We start from the raw sequence: 15,744 nt of genomic DNA on the forward strand, positions 1-15,744 counted from the left end.
AGCGACGGTGACGGCCTACGGCGCCTACACTTTCACATGGACGGAAGTCAACGGCACCTGCACGGACGCCGACGATGTGACGGTGAACTTCTACGAGCAGTCTGTAGCGAACGCTGGCAACGGCGGCGACGAGTGCGACCTGACCTTCTCGCTGAACGCCGTGCCGAGCGTCGGCACCGGCACATGGACGTACGCCGGCCCTGGCACCGCGACCTTCGCGCCTGACGCGAACGACCCAGCCGCGACAGCGACGGTGACGGCCTACGGCGCCTACACTTTCACATGGACGGAGGTCAACGGCACCTGCACGGACGCCGACGACGTGACGGTGAACTTCTACGAGCAGCCTGTAGCGAACGCTGGCAATGGTGGCGACGAGTGCGACCTGACCTTCTCGCTGAACGCCGTGCCGAGCGTCGGCACCGGCACATGGACGTACGCCGGCCCCGGCACCGCGACCTTCGCGCCAGACGCGAACGACCCGGCCGCGACAGCGACGGTGACGGCCTACGGCGCCTACACTTTCACATGGACGGAGGTCAACGGCACCTGCACGGACGCCGACGACGTGACGGTGAACTTTTACGAGCAGCCAGTGGTCTCCGATGAGACCGACCAGACACAGTGTGACAACGGAACATTCACAATGACACAGTCAACACCGAGCGTGGGAACAGGAGTATGGACACTGGAGAGCGGCACCGCGACCATCACCGATGATAGCGACCCGACAACGACAGTCATCGTCACAGGCACAAGCGCGACAGTCCGCTGGACAGTGACAAATGGCACTTGCAGCGCGTTTGACGACGTGATTTTGAATGTGCCTCCTTGCGCCATCAACTTCACGGGTCGCATCATTTGGGAGGGCGACCGCCTGACTACCATGACGGGTGTGAACAATGCGACGACTACCTTGAGCGTGGATGATACAGACACCGATATCACCAACACCAATGGCGATTACGCGCTCCTGGCCGCAAACGGCGGCTCCGATTTTGACATCACCCCCGTCAAGAACCTGCCATTGCCCAATGCGCTCAATGGCTTGACGACTGCGGATGCTTCGCGTATTACCCAGCACGCGCTCAACATTTTCCTCTTAACTGACCCGTATAAGTTAATTGCTGCGGATGTGAATTATACCAATACCATCACGACGGCGGACGCATCATTCATTACACAGGCCATTCTTGGCAATCCGGTCAATCAACTTGCCTTCATCAACAAGACATGGCGTTTTGTGCCGAAGGATTATGTGTTTCCCGTCCCGGCCAGCCCATGGAGCGCGCCGGAAAAAATCTCGCTGGTGGGCATCAGCGGCGACCAAACCGACCAAGACTTTATCGGCATCAAAATGGGCGACGTGAACAACACGGCCAATCCCGCCAACTTCGGTGGGCAACTGGCGCCAAACCTGATTTGGAGGGTGCAAGACAGGCTGTTGCAACAGGGTGAAACATTCGTTGCCGAGTTCCGTGCCGACAACCTCTATGACTTGTTGGCATATCAGTTTGGGATGCGATTCGACCCGATTCAACTTGAATTGCTGGAAATTGAAACGATTTCAGGCAGTCCGATGAACGAGAGCAATTTTGGCACCTACAACTTGGCGGAGGGTGAAATCCGCGCCGCCTTAGCGCTGGGTATGCCCATCACATTGGAAGACGGCACCGCCGTGTTCAGGCTGCGTTTCAAGGCACTGGCCGAGGGCATCAAGTTGAGCAACGTGTTGCACCTCACCAACGATGTGCTTTTGGGCGAGGCGTACAAAGGTGATTACACACCCGGCCCGGTGAGTCTGGTGTACGGCGCAGTGGTGACGAGCACCGGCGAGCCGCATACTGGCAAGTTGGTGTTGCAGCAGAACCGCCCGAACCCCTTCCACGGCCGCACGGTGATAGGTTTTGAATTGCCCGACGCTTGCGATGCCATGCTGCGGGTGTTCGACACGAACGGGCGTTTGGTGCGTGAGCATTCTGCATCCTATCCTGCGGGAAACCACCAAGTGGAATTTGATTTTGGTACCGAAAGGGGTGTTCTTTATTATGAACTGACCACGCCTTTTGGTGTGTTGGCAAAGAAAATGGTGCTGACAAGGGAGTAGTTCTGGGCGAATTGGTTATGTCTGCTCAATCACGCTACTGTACATTATTTTTGTGCTACAAAGGCACAAAATGCGGCAAATCAATGCGTATTTTGCTTTGCTTCTTTGTGACTTCGTGGCAAATTTGAAAATGTCCAATAGTGTGCTGTTCAGCAGGCTATAAGATTGGTTTAGAAGAACTTAGCGACGAAATTTCGAGTATCCGAGTTTTTTGCTGAGTTTTTCTAAACCACTCCGACCTTTTCACTTTCGATGGATTAAAAAATTAACATTGGAAACGAGCTCGCCGAATCCCTATTTGGCGTTATGTTTGCTTCGATTTTTAATCCAAGTACCCGATAATCCGTAGTAATCTCATGAGTGACATTAGATTAGGTGTCTGAACGCCTCCGTGTTGCGTCCGCTGGTTTATTCGAAACCGGACTCCGCAATTTCCTCACTCATTTTTTGACCCATCTCCGATTGGTATTTGTAGCGTCAAATGCCAACCAGTCATTTTTTTAATCCCTATCTCATAAAAAGTTAAACTTAAACTGGATGGCGACACTGCTACCCTCGTGTGTACATCTTGGTTTGACTTGCGCTGTTTTCCCGTCGGTGCGAGTGCTGTCTTGGGCGATTGCCCAAGTAACAAGTGGCGTGTGTGCCGCTTCGTTTGCGTCCCTGCTCCTTTGTAAAATCTCCGTTTTCAATGTCATACACGAATCGTCCTTTCGCGCTGCTCGCGCCAAAGGGCGATTTTTTGTTTTCAACCGCCTCAAAGTCTTTGCACTCAAAAGCTAAACACCACCTTGATTATGAAAAATTATCTTTACTCAAGTATTTCATTACAAGCAAATACGCTGACGAATAAATCCAGCCAAGCCATATCTTGGAAGGCGTTGTTGTTTGGTTTTGCTGCATTGTTGATAGGCAAAGTCGCTTGGGCGCAAACCAACCCAACAGCGCAGAGCCTGCCTTATACACAGAATTTCACTGCCTTGGCGCATTCATCTTCCACTTATCCGGCAGGGTGGCAAGGGTGGGAAATAGGGGTTTCGGCCTCAGGCGTATTCAGAACCAATGCGCCCATCGCAGATGCAAATTTATTAGCCAGCTCTACGGCTGCGACCGCTACGGGTGGTGTTCATAATTACAATGGGAAAATTGGTATATTGTCATCCGGTTCTATTGACCCCTCAATAGTATTGGCAATCAATACCACTTCAAAAAACACGATTCGGGTTACTTACGACGTGATGACCATTCGAAACCCTTACAATGGCACCACCAACACCCGTATCAATGAAACGACATTACAATACAGGATAGGCACGTCCGGTGATTTTACTACACTGACTGGCATAGAATATCAAAACAACACGGAAACGCAGACTGGTTCTGTGACCACCCCCCAAAATTTACAAACCAGAACAATCACTTTACCTGCTGCTTGCAATAATCAGCCAGTTGTGCAGATTCGTTGGGTCATGCGCGACATGACAGGTATGGGTTCCCGTCCCAGTTTTGCGGTGGACAACATCACCGTCTGCGAAGCCCCCACCGCCAATGCAGGTGCGGACCTCATGACTTGCGTGAATGGCGTGGTGCGTTTGGCAGGCACAGTGGGCGGTTCCGCCACAGGCGGCACTTGGAGCGACGGCGGCTTGGGTGGCACTTTTTTGCCCAATGCCAACAATCTCAATGCTTTTTACATACCCCCAGCGGGCAACACGGACACCATCTCGTTGGTACTCACCACTACGGGTGCGTGCCCACCACAAGCCACCGATACCGTGCGCGTCGCCTACGGCTCATTGCCTCCAATGACCCTCCGAGCAGTAGCCCCGGCAAGTGCCACCTGTGGCGAAAACGTGACCATCAATATAGAAGTGGACGGTTTTGTGGACATTAAATCATACCAGTTTGCGGTGGAATGGGACCCTGCCAAATTTGATTATGTGAGTTACAGCGCCACTGTCATTGGCGGGGTAGAAGGTACCGTGGGCGAGTTTCAAGTGGACAACGGAATACTGACCTACGGTTGGGTGGACCCCGCCGGCATCGCAGGCGAAAACTTGGCCGACGAGACGGTGGTGCTGACGCTGACCCTGAAAGTATTGGCCAACTCCGGCACCGACGAGCCTGTGAACATCGTAGGCACCGTCATCACACCCATCGAGGCGACCAACAGCCAGCAGTGCTTTTTGACGGTAAATGTCGAAAACGAGGCCGAGATAGACATCAACCCCATCACTGTCACCTGTCCCGCTCCACAAACGGTGTGCAGCGGTGACGCGCCCTTTGCCCTTTCGGGCGGCACCCCCGACGGTGGCGACTTTAGTGGCAACGGGGTAACAAACAACGAGTTTGACCCCTCCGCCGCCAATCTCGGCGCGAACACGATTACCTATTCCTACACCAACAGCGACGGCTGTAGCAACACCTGCACCTTCGACATCACGGTGAACCAATCCGTTGCCACATCGGTCAGCATCACCGCCAATCCCGGCAACACGATATGCTCCGGCACAAGCGTGACGTTCACGGCCATTCCGACCAACGGCGGCGCCACCCCATCATATCAGTGGAAGAAAAACGGCGTGGATGTCGGCACGGACTCAGATACATACACCGACGCAGGATTGGCCGATGGCGACGAGATAACTTGTGAAATGACCTCCAGCGCCGATTGCGCCGACCCCGCCACCGCCATATCAAACACCATCACAATGACGGTGTCCACCACCCTCACGCCCTCGGTCAGCATCACCGCCAACCCGGGCAACACGATATGCTCCGGCACAAGCGTGACGTTCACGGCCATTCCGACCAACGGCGGCGCCACGCCATCATATCAGTGGAAAAAGAACGGCGCGGATGTCGGCACGGACGCAGACACCTACACCGACACAGGTTTAGTGGACGGCGACCAAATCTTGGTGGTGCTGACCTCAAACGCCCCTTGCGCCAACCCGCTCACCGCCACGTCGAACACCATCACAATGACGGTGGCTAACAATGTCACGCCGTCGGTCAGCATCACTGCCAACCCGGGCAACACGATATGCTCCGGCACGAGCGTGACGTTCACGGCCATTCCTACGAACGGCGGCGCCACCCCATCGTATCAATGGAAGAAAAACGGCCTTGATGTCGGCACCAACTCGAATACCTACACCGACGCAGGTCTGGCCAACGGCGACCAAATCTCGGTGGCGCTGACCTCCAGCGAGTCCTGCGCCAACCCCGCTACCGCCACCTCTAACACCATCACGATGACGGTGAACGCGACAGTCACACCGTCGGTAAGCATCACCGCCAATCCCGGCAATACAATATGTGTTGGCACAAGCGTGACGTTCACGGCCATTCCGACGAATGGCGGCGCCATCCCATCGTACCAGTGGAAGAAAAACGGCCTGAATGTCGGTACCGACTCGAATACCTACACCGACGCAGGTCTGGCAAATGGCGACCAAATCTCGGTGGTGTTGAACTCGAGCGCCCTTTGCGCCAACCCGCTCACCGCCACATCGAATACCATCACAATGACGGTGAATGCCCTTGCTAACGCCGATGCAGGCCCCAACCAAGCCACCTGCGTGAACGGGATTGTTTATGTGGTGGGTACGGTAGGCGGCTCTGCCATGGGCGGCACTTGGGACGATGGCGGTGCGGGCGGCACATTTTCTCCGAACGCCAACTCGCTCGCGATTTACTACACCCCTCCAATCAACAACGCCAACCCCATCACGCTGACTCTGACAGCAAACGGGCCTTGCCCCGCTACCGACGAGATGGAGGTTACTTACAATCTAACACCATCCATGACCCTGCGGGCAGTTGCCCCATCAAGCGCCACTTGCGGCGAAAACGTGGTCATCAGCGTGGAGGTAGATGATTTTGTGGACATCAAATCTTACCAGTTCGTGCTGGAATGGGACCCCGCGAAATTTGACTATGTGAGCTATACCGCCACCGAAATTGGTGGCGCGGAAGGTACCGTGGGCGAGTTTGAAGTGGACAACGGAATACTGACCTACGGTTGGGTGGACCCCGCCGGCATCGCAGGCGAAAACTTGGCCGACGAGACGGTGGTGCTGACGCTGACCCTGAAAGTATTGGCCAACTCCGGCACCGACGAGCCTGTGAACATCGTAGGCACCGTCATCACACCCATCGAGGCGACCAACAGCCAGCAGTGCTTTTTGACGGTAAATGTCGAAAACGAGGCCGAGATAGACATCAACCCCATCACTGTCACCTGTCCCGCTCCACAAACGGTGTGCAGCGGTGACGCGCCCTTTGCCCTTTCGGGCGGCACCCCCGACGGTGGCGACTTTAGTGGCAACGGGGTAACAAACAACGAGTTTGACCCCTCCGCCGCCAATCTCGGCGCGAACACGATTACCTATTCCTACACCAACAGCGACGGCTGTAGCAACACCTGCACCTTCGACATCACGGTGAACCAATCCGTTGCCACATCGGTCAGCATCACCGCCAATCCCGGCAACACGATATGCTCCGGCACAAGCGTGACGTTCACGGCCATTCCGACCAACGGCGGCGCCACCCCATCATATCAATGGAAGAAAAACGGCCTTGATGTCGGCACCAACTCGAATACCTACACCGACGCAGGTCTGGCCAATGGCGACCAAATCTCGGTGACGATGACCTCAAGCGCCCCTTGCGCCAACCCGCTCACCGCCACATCGAACACCATCACGATGACGGTGAACGCGACAGTCACGCCGTCGGTCAGCATTACCGCCAATCCCGGCAACACGATATGCTCCGGCACAAGCGTGACGTTCACGGCCATTCCGACCAACGGCGGCGCCACCCCATCATATCAGTGGAAGAAAAACGGCCTTGATGTCGGCACCAACTCGAATACCTACACCGACGCAGGTCTGGCCAATGGCGACCAAATCTCGGTGGTGCTGACCTCAAGCGCCCCTTGCGCCAACCCGCTCACCGCCACATCGAACACCATCACAATGACGGTGGCTAACAATGTCACGCCGTCGGTCAGCATCACCGCCAACCCGGGCAACACGATATGCTCCGGCACGAGCGTGACGTTCACGGCCATTCCGACCAACGGCGGCGCCACCCCATCATATCAGTGGAAGAAAAACGGCCTTGATGTCGGCACCAACTCGAATACCTACACCGACGCAGGTCTGGCCAACGGCGACCAAATCTCGGTGACGATGACCTCAAGCGCCCCTTGCGCCAACCCGCTCACCGCCACATCGAACACCATCACGATGACGGTGAACGCGACAGTCACGCCGTCGGTCAGCATCACCGCCAATCCCGGCAACACGATATGCTCCGGCACGAGCGTGACGTTCACGGCCATTCCGACCAACGGCGGCGCCACCCCATCATATCAGTGGAAGAAAAACGGCATTGATGTCGGCACCAACTCGAATACCTACACCGACGCAGGTCTGGCCAACGGCGACCAAATCTCGGTGGTGCTGACCTCAAGCGCCCCTTGCGCCAACCCGCTCACCGCCACATCGAACACCATCACGATGACGGTGAACGCGACAGTCACGCCGTCGGTCAGCATCACCGCCAATCCCGGCAACACGATATGCCCCGGCACAAGCGTGACGTTCACGGCCATTCCGACCAACGGCGGCGCCACCCCATCATATCAGTGGAAGAAAAACGGCCTTGATGTCGGCACCAACTCGAATACCTACACCGACGCAGGTCTGGCCAACGGCGACCAAATCTCGGTGGTGCTGACCTCAAGCGCCCCTTGCGCCAACCCGCTCACCGCCACATCGAACACCATCACGATGACGGTGGCTAACAACGTCACGCCGTCGGTGCTCATCACCGTCGCTCCCAACGACACGATATGCTCCGGCACAAGCGTGACGTTCACGGCCATTCCGACCAACGGCGGCGCCACCCCATCATATCAGTGGAAGAAAAACGGCCTTGATGTCGGCACCAACTCGAATACCTACACCGACGCAGGTCTGGGTCAACGGCGACCAAACCAGTGGTGCTGACCTCAAGCGCCCCTTGCGCCAACCCGCTCACCGCCACATCGAACACCATCACGATGACGGTGAACGCGACAGTCACGCCGTCGGTCAGCATTACCGCCAATCCCGGCAACACGATATGCTCCGGCACAAGCGTGACGTTCACGGCCATTCCGACCAACGGCGGCGCCACCCCATCATATCAGTGGAAGAAAAACGGCCTTGATGTCGGCACCAACTCGAATACCTACACCGACGCAGGTCTGGCCAACGGCGACCAAATCTCGGTGGTGCTGACCTCAAGCGCCCCTTGCGCCAACCCGCTCACCGCCACATCGAACACCATCACGATGACGGTGAACGCGACAGTCACGCCGTCGGTGCTCATCACCGACGATCCAACACGATATGCTCCGGCACAAGCGTGACGTTCACGGCCATTCCGACCAACGGCGGCGCCACCCCATCATATCAGTGGAAGAAAACGGCGCCTTGATGTCGGCACCAACTCGAATACCTACACCGACGCAGGTCTGGCCAACGGCGACCAAATCTCAGTGGTGCTGACCTCAAGCGCCCCTTGCGCCAACCCGCTCACCGCCACATCGAACACCATCACGATGACGGTGAACGCGACAGTCACGCCGTCGGTGCTCATCACCGTCGCTCCCAACGACACGATATGCTCCGGCACGAGCGTGACGTTCACGGCCATTCCGACCAACGGCGGCGCCACCCCATCATATCAATGGAAGAAAAACGGCCTTGATGTCGGCACCAACTCGAATACCTACACCGACGCAGGTCTGGCCAACGGCGACCAAATCTCAGTGACGATGACCTCAAGCGCCCCTTGCGCCAACCCGCTCACCGCCACATCGAACACCATCACGATGACGGTGAACGCGACAGTCACGCCGTCGGTCAGCATCACCGCCAATCCCGGCAACACGATATGCTCCGGCACAAGCGTGACGTTCACGGCCATTCCGACGAACGGCGGTGCCACCCCATCATATCAGTGGAAGAAAAACGGCCTTGATGTCGGCACCAACTCGAATACCTACACCGACGCAGGTCTGGCCAACGGCGACCAAATCTCGGTGGTGCTGACCTCAAGCGCCCCTTGCGCCAACCCGCTCACCGCCACATCGAACACCATCACGATGACGGTGGCTAACAACGTCACGCCGTCGGTGCTCATCACCGTCGCTCCCAACGACACGATATGCTCCGGCACAAGCGTGACGTTCACGGCCATTCCGACCAACGGCGGCGCCACCCCATCATATCAGTGGAAGAAAAACGGCCTTGATGTCGGCACCAACTCGAATACCTACACCGACGCAGGTCTGGCCAACGGCGACCAAATCTCAGTGGTGCTGACCTCAAGCGCCCCTTGCGCCAACCCGCTCACCGCCACATCGAACACCATCACGATGACGGTGAACGCGACAGTCACGCCGTCGGTCAGCATTACCGCCAATCCCGGCAACACGATATGCTCCGGCACGAGCGTGACGTTCACGGCCATTCCGACCAACGGCGGCGCCACCCCATCATATCAATGGAAGAAAAACGGCCTTGATGTCGGCACCAACTCGAATACCTACACCGACGCAGGTCTGGCCAACGGCGACCAAATCTCGGTGGTGCTGACCTCAAGCGCTCCCTGCGCCAACCCGCTCACCGCCACATCGAACACCATCACGATGACGGTGAACGCGCTGCCCAATGTCACCTGCCCAGACAACCAGTCGGTTTGCGTGGACAACCTGCCTTTGGATTTGACGACGTTGGGCGCGCTGCCTGCTGGCGGCACGTTTAGTGGCAATGGCGTGACCGGTACGAGTTACTCTGCTGCAGTAGGCACTACGAACACAGTAACTTATATTTACAATGATGGCACATGCTCCGTATCATGCACATTTAGCATTACGGTTGAGAGTGGTGGTGCCCTAATGATTACCTGCCCAACGTCAGTATCCATCACTACGAGTGCGGGAGGTACAGGCGATTGTGAAGGTCAATACGAGTGGAACCACCCCATCCCAACGAGCGGTTGTGGCCCCATCGTATCCTACTTAGTGTCGTACCAGAACCCGGACGGGACGTACGACGGTCCTTACGACCTGTACCAGGTATACAGCGGGGGGATGTTCTCGTACGCGTCGCGGGACTTCGAGGTTGGGGAGTCCCTGGTTCGGTACTCGGTGGAGGACGGCAGCGGTGGCGTGGCGAAGTGCGAGTTCAAGGTTGTGGTGGTTGACGACGAGGCGCCGTATTTTTACGCGTGCCCCGGGGACGTGACGGTCTCGAACGACCCCGGGAAGTGCGGGGCGTACGTGAGCTGGGTCGTTCCCCACGCGGGCGACAACTGCGGTGTCGAGCGCATCAACCGCGTACAGCCCGGCACCGGGGAGTTTTTTGCTGATAGGGGGCAGTTAGCACGATAAGGTACAACGCGATAGACTAGGCGAGGGCGACGCCACGCCGTGCGAGGGAAGGTGACGGTGGCCGACTGGAGCGTCCGGACATCGAGTGCCCGGATGCTCGGTGTACCTCCCGACGAACGAGGGGGCTGGCGCTGGCACCGGGTCTGTGGCAGCGACCTGAACGCGACGGCGACGGACAACCGCCGGGACGGTTCGTCTGGAGCACAGTTACGTTCACTACCTTGAGGACAACCTGTACGACGCGGTGTTCGACCTCGGGATAACGAAGGTGACGTGGGCTGCGTCGACTACGCCGGGAACACGTCGGCTCGCACGGTGACGCTGGTGGTGGTGGACAAGGAGCACCTGTCGGTGCAGTCGTGCCCGCCGAGCGTGACGCTTCCGAGCGACGCCGGGATTGCGGGGCGGTTCACGCCTACGAGGCGCTGTTCTCGGACAACTGCGACGGGACGGGTCTGGCCGGGCGCGCTGATAGAGGGTCTTCCCTGGGCTCGCTGTTCCCGGTGGGGACGACGACGGTGGTGTGGCGGTACGTCGACGCGGCGGGCAACGACTTCGCGGGAGTGTCTGTTCGCGAGACGGTGGAGGACGCCGAGTACCCGACGATAGCGTGCCTGACTGCCCATCGTGGTTGGGATAGACGGGAGCGTGCGAGCGGTAGCCTTGGGGCTCCTCTCGGCGAGCCCGGCGCTGGTCGCCAGCGCCTGTGCGGGGTGACGCTTCGTTACGAGGCGCCGGTGGGGAGGACAACAACTGCCCGAACGCGCTGACGGTGCTTCAGAGCGGCCTTGGGGGCGCCCCGAGCCACTACGCGTACGGTGGGATATACACGGAGACGTACAACGTTTACGACGCGAGCGGGAACGTGGCGACGTGCTCGTTCACGATACTGGTGGAGACCCCGTCGAGCCGACGATAACCTGCTCGGAGAGCGTGACGGTGCCGACGACCTTAAGCGCTTACCACGCGACGGTGAATTACTCGTACCCGTACCACGGGGACAACTGCCCTGGGGTACTCGCTGACGTGCGCTGGCGGCCGAACAGCGGCTCGGCGTTCCCGGTCGGGGGCCCGGTGACGGTTCGGTTCCGGGTGACGGACGACGCGGGCAACTCGGCGGAGTGCGAGTTCGCGGTGACGGTGGAGGACCGGGAGCGCCCGTTCACGTGGGCAGTGCCCGCCGCCGGTCGTCTCGGCCACGTCGAGCGACGGGTCGGGGGACTGCCTCGGGGCGGGCCCCGGACATGACGGCGCCTCTTTTGGCGACGGACAACTGCGGGTGACTGGGTGACGCAGGTCGCCGCTGGCCGGGCGCGTCCTCGGCGGGTCGCACGGGTCGAAGCAGTCGGTGACGTTCGTATCACGGACGCGGCCGGGAACAACACAGTTCCCGCCAGTCGAAGGTGACGCTCGCGGACGACGAGCCGCCGTCGGTTGACTGCTCTGGCCTGACGGCGACGCTTTACGCGACGCCGGGCTTTGCGGTCACAGGCCCCTCGGGACGCGGTGAACCCGTCGTTCGCGGACAACTGCGGTGGGGCGAAGCGCCGCACGACTTTTGATGGCGCCCGCACCTGTTCACGCTGGAGGGCGGGGCCCTTTCCGGTGGGTCTGACGACGGTGTGGTGGGCGTCACTGACGCCGCCGGGAACACGACGGGCGCTGCGCGGCGACGTACGAGGTGTGCTGGACACGGTGCCGCCGTGTTTTTGAACTGCCCGGAGTCTGAGACGCTGTCGAGCGACCCCGGGAAGTGCGGGGCTGCCGGTGTGGTGGTTGCCGCCGGTGGCGACGGACGACTGCGGCGCGACGGTGAGGCGTGCGGGCGCTTCCTGCGCCGGGCTCGTACTCGAGGTTGACGAGCCTTACCTGATAGCCTGCCGAGGCCACGGACGCGAGCGGGAAACGTCCGACGCTCGTGGACGATAACGATACGGTGACCGGAGCGGCCGGACATCGAGTGCCCGCTGGGTCTTCAGGTGGTCGGGACGAACGACGGGTGCTCGCACTGGGTGTTCGGGGACTACCCGGACGCGACGGCGACGGACAACTGCCGGGCGACGCAGCCCGGCTGGGGCACTTTTACGGACGCACTACCTCGACAACACGCTGTACGACGCGGTGTTCGATTTGGGGATAACGAAGGTGACGTGGACGGCGACGTGACCATCACGGCAACACGGCGACGTGCGTGGTGAAGATAGTGGTGGTGGACGACGCCCCGCCGACGGTGAGGCTGTGCCCCGACGCCATCGCGCTGACAGCGACCCGGGCGTATGCGGCGGAGGTTCACTACACGGTTCGTTTCCGCGACAACTGCGACAGCGACGAGCGGGCTGCCGGATGGAGATGTACCTGAACCAGGGCTGGAGTCCGGCTCGGTGTTCCCGGTGGGGACGACGGTGGTGGTCTGGCGGTACTACGACGCGGCGGCAACGGCTTCGCCGAGTGCCCGTTCGAGGAGGGTGAGCGACGTGAGAATCTGACGATAGCGTGCCCGACGGACATCGTGGTCGGGATTGACGGGAGCCTGAGCGGCGGTGTCGGCAACCCCGCCGGCGAGCCCGGCGCTCGTCGCCAGCGAAACTCCTGCGGCGTGACCCTTCGGTACACCCCCGCCGGCGGGGGCGGACAACTGCCCCAACCCGCTGACGGTTCTGACCAGCGGCCTTACCACGCCGAACTACTACGGGTACGGCGGCGTGTACACTGAGGCGTACAAGGTGACGGACGCGAGCGGCAACACGGCGGCGTGCTCGTTCACGGTGACGGTGCTGACCCGGTCGGCCGACCATCACCTCGCCCGTCGAACACGACGGTCGACAACAACGCCGGGCTGTGCGGCGCCCTACGTGACCTACTCGTTCCTGCATATTTGGGGACAATCACCGGGCTACTCGCTGACCCTTCTGGAGGGCCGAACAGCGGGGATCTCTTCGACGCCGGCGCCACGACGGCGTTCGAGGTGAGCGACGACGCGGGCAACGCCGTGGCGTGCTCCTTCACTTGTGACGGTGCTCGACGTGGAGAAGCCCGTCATCGCGACCTGCCCCGCCGACCGCGCGGTGCCGACCTCGTCGAACGGCGAGGGCGACTGCACGGGCTTGGTGCCCGACCTCGTCCCGGAGGTGGTGGCCGCCGACAACTGCGGCATCGCCGCAGTATCGCCCAGTCCGGCGGCCGGCACTTCTTTTCGGCGTGGCGCACGGCGACAAGATATTCGTGACGATTGTCGCACCGACATTTATGGCAACGTCGAGACCTGCAAGGTCAGCTTCACGCTGCTGACGACGAAACCCGACGATAGACTGCTCCGCCATCCCGACGCGCTGGACAACACGCCGCAGTACTGCCACTACTTCGTGGCGGCCTGAGCTCGGAGCCCGCCCACGACGACAACTGCGCCCGGTCGTCCTTGACCAACAGCCTGACGGGCAACCACACGCCTGGGCACGCCGCTCCCGGTCGGCTCGACGACGGTCACGGAAGGCGACGGACGTGCCGGCAACATGGCTGCCCTGCTCGGTGACCTACGTGGTGACCGACTCGGAGCCGCCGGTGGCGATGTGCCGCGGCTTCAGATAGACGTGGTGCTCGACGGCGACGGGCCTGTTGCTGACGGTGGCGGCGAACAACGACAGCCAGGACAACTGGGTGCCTCGTCGCGCAAGGAGATCAGCCGCGGCGGCGCGTTCGGGCAGTTTGTCTACTTCTCCTGCGCCGACATATTGCCCTCAACGGGCTGCTCGACGTGATACTGGAAGTGGAGACCACGGCAACATCGCCCGCTGCACGACGCAGGTGGCGGTGCTCGACCTGACCCCGGTCATCACCTGCCCCAACGGGGGTGAGACGGTGACGAATCTGGCCGCCTGCACGGCCATCGTCAACGGCATCGGCCTCCAGTACGCGTACGACAACTGCCCGGTGACGATAGCGTACGAGATATCCGGGGCGACCACAAAATCCGGCAATCGGCGACGCCTCGGGCACGGTGTTCAACAAGGGCGCCTCCGTGGTGACGTACACAGTGGTGGACGAGAGCGGGCACCCGCAGTTTGCTCCTTCGACGTGGAGGTGTACGACGAGGAGCCCCGATCGTCGACTGCTCGAACATCGCCAACCCGGGTTCCGCCCGAACAACCCCCGACCAGTGCCGTACACGGTCGTCGGCATCGAGTTCGACCCGGCCTCGTTCTCCGACAACCGCCCCGGCGCGACGATTAAGAACAGCCACAACAGCTCGCCGAGCCTCGCCGGGCGCCGAGTTCCCCGTCGGCACGACCACCGTCATCTGGACGGTGACCGACGCGAGCGGCAAACACACCGCGACCTGCTCGGAGCAAAGGGAAAATCGAGGACGCGCAATGCGTCGACCATCACCTGCCCGACGGCGGGCGCGACGGCGTTCGTGAACGACCCCGGGCAGTGCTCGAGAACGATTTGAGCGGCATCCTCGACCCGGCGTTCGCTGACAACCGCCCCGGCGCGAGGATATCGCATCAGTTACGTGACCGCGCCCAACCCGTGGACGCTCGCCGGGGCGACCTTCCCGGTCGGCAACACGGGAAGTCTCCCGGACGGTGACGACAAGGCCGGCAACACGGCCTCCCTGCTCGATCGTCGTGTCGTGGTGACCGACGCTGAGGCGCCCAAGTTCGCCAACTGCCCGGTCTCGATGGTGATGGTGGGCAACGACGCCGACAAGTGCTCGGCGAGCTTCAACTGGCCCATCCCGGTGGCGACGGACAACTGCGGCATATCGTCCAGCCCAGACGGGCGGCCTCCGGCGAACGGCTCCGACGTTCCGGTGTCGCCCTCCCCGCTGACGGTGACGTACACGGCGACGGACGTGCACGGCAACACGGCGGCCTGCTCGTTCCGTGCTGGTGGTCGACACCCAGAAGCCGGAGTTCGACGCGGACATCACGATGCCCGCGGACATCACGGTGGAGTGCGACGCGATCCCGACGAGCCTGCGTGTTCATGGGCAACGCCTGGGCTGATACGCGCTGCCGCTGGACAACGGCGACGTGAGCGACAACTGCACGGCCCGGGGACCGGGGTCATAGGGGTTCACCGAGACCAGCACGAAGTGCGCCGACCCCGCGCAGTGCTGCTTCTGGCTGTTACTCCATCACGCGGACGTGGACGGTGACGGACGCTGCGGGCACGCGCG

General features: G+C 60.4%; 11 protein-coding genes. All 11 read left to right on the plus strand.

Annotated features, from left to right (window positions below; genetic code table 11):
• The first annotated feature begins 7 nt into the window (after nucleotides 1–7).
• The 11 genes from KIS77_00385 (at nucleotide 8) to KIS77_00435 (ending at nucleotide 15,723) form a co-directional block, all read left to right on the plus strand.
• On the plus strand, nucleotides 8–2,107 hold the full coding sequence (locus KIS77_00385) for a hypothetical protein (protein ID MCW5920776.1): 2,100 nt from the start codon (nucleotides 8–10) through the stop codon (nucleotides 2,105–2,107).
• 797 nt (nucleotides 2,108–2,904) lie between these two features.
• Nucleotides 2,905–8,133 (plus strand): hypothetical protein, encoded by a 5,229-nt coding sequence (locus tag KIS77_00390; protein ID MCW5920777.1) that lies wholly within the window; start codon nucleotides 2,905–2,907, stop codon nucleotides 8,131–8,133.
• On the plus strand, nucleotides 8,124–8,537 hold the full coding sequence (locus tag KIS77_00395) for a hypothetical protein (protein ID MCW5920778.1): 414 nt from the start codon (nucleotides 8,124–8,126) through the stop codon (nucleotides 8,535–8,537). Before KIS77_00390 ends, KIS77_00395 begins: the two co-directional genes overlap by 10 nt.
• A 129-nt stretch (nucleotides 8,538–8,666) precedes the next feature.
• Complete coding sequence (locus KIS77_00400; GenBank protein ID MCW5920779.1) at nucleotides 8,667–10,565, plus strand: hypothetical protein; 1,899 nt, start codon at nucleotides 8,667–8,669, stop codon at nucleotides 10,563–10,565.
• An 873-nt stretch (nucleotides 10,566–11,438) separates the two neighbouring features.
• Complete coding sequence (locus KIS77_00405) at nucleotides 11,439–11,813, plus strand: HYR domain-containing protein (GenBank protein ID MCW5920780.1); 375 nt, start codon at nucleotides 11,439–11,441, stop codon at nucleotides 11,811–11,813.
• Between the two features lie 731 nt (nucleotides 11,814–12,544).
• Nucleotides 12,545–12,763, plus strand: coding sequence for a hypothetical protein (locus tag KIS77_00410; protein MCW5920781.1), 219 nt, complete (start codon nucleotides 12,545–12,547; stop codon nucleotides 12,761–12,763).
• Nucleotides 12,764–13,074: 311 nt separating this feature from the next.
• Nucleotides 13,075–13,278 carry a hypothetical protein gene (locus KIS77_00415; protein ID MCW5920782.1) on the plus strand — a complete coding sequence of 68 codons (204 nt, stop codon included), beginning with the start codon at nucleotides 13,075–13,077 and terminating at the stop codon, nucleotides 13,276–13,278.
• Between the two features lie 352 nt (nucleotides 13,279–13,630).
• The gene (locus KIS77_00420) at nucleotides 13,631–13,939 is read left to right on the plus strand and encodes a hypothetical protein (GenBank protein MCW5920783.1); all 309 of its coding nucleotides are present in this window, start codon (nucleotides 13,631–13,633) and stop codon (nucleotides 13,937–13,939) included.
• A gap of 135 nt (nucleotides 13,940–14,074) precedes the next feature.
• Nucleotides 14,075–14,320 (plus strand): hypothetical protein, encoded by a 246-nt coding sequence (locus tag KIS77_00425; GenBank protein MCW5920784.1) that lies wholly within the window; start codon nucleotides 14,075–14,077, stop codon nucleotides 14,318–14,320.
• Between the two features lie 303 nt (nucleotides 14,321–14,623).
• Nucleotides 14,624–14,980, plus strand: coding sequence for an HYR domain-containing protein (locus KIS77_00430; GenBank protein MCW5920785.1), 357 nt, complete (start codon nucleotides 14,624–14,626; stop codon nucleotides 14,978–14,980).
• A gap of 95 nt (nucleotides 14,981–15,075) precedes the next feature.
• The gene (locus KIS77_00435) at nucleotides 15,076–15,723 is read left to right on the plus strand and encodes an HYR domain-containing protein (protein ID MCW5920786.1); all 648 of its coding nucleotides are present in this window, start codon (nucleotides 15,076–15,078) and stop codon (nucleotides 15,721–15,723) included.
• Nucleotides 15,724–15,744: the final 21 nt, after the last annotated feature.

It is taken from the genome of Saprospiraceae bacterium (genome assembly GCA_026129545.1).
In the GTDB taxonomy this organism is placed as follows: domain Bacteria; phylum Bacteroidota; class Bacteroidia; order Chitinophagales; family Saprospiraceae; genus M3007.

Coding starts and splice junctions, on each gene's coding strand:
- KIS77_00390 (MCW5920777.1), top strand. CDS start 2,905: ATGAAAAATTATCTTTACTCAAGTATTTCATTACAAGCAAATACGCTG.
- KIS77_00425 (MCW5920784.1), top strand. CDS start 14,075: ATGGCTGCCCTGCTCGGTGACCTACGTGGTGACCGACTCGGAGCCGCC.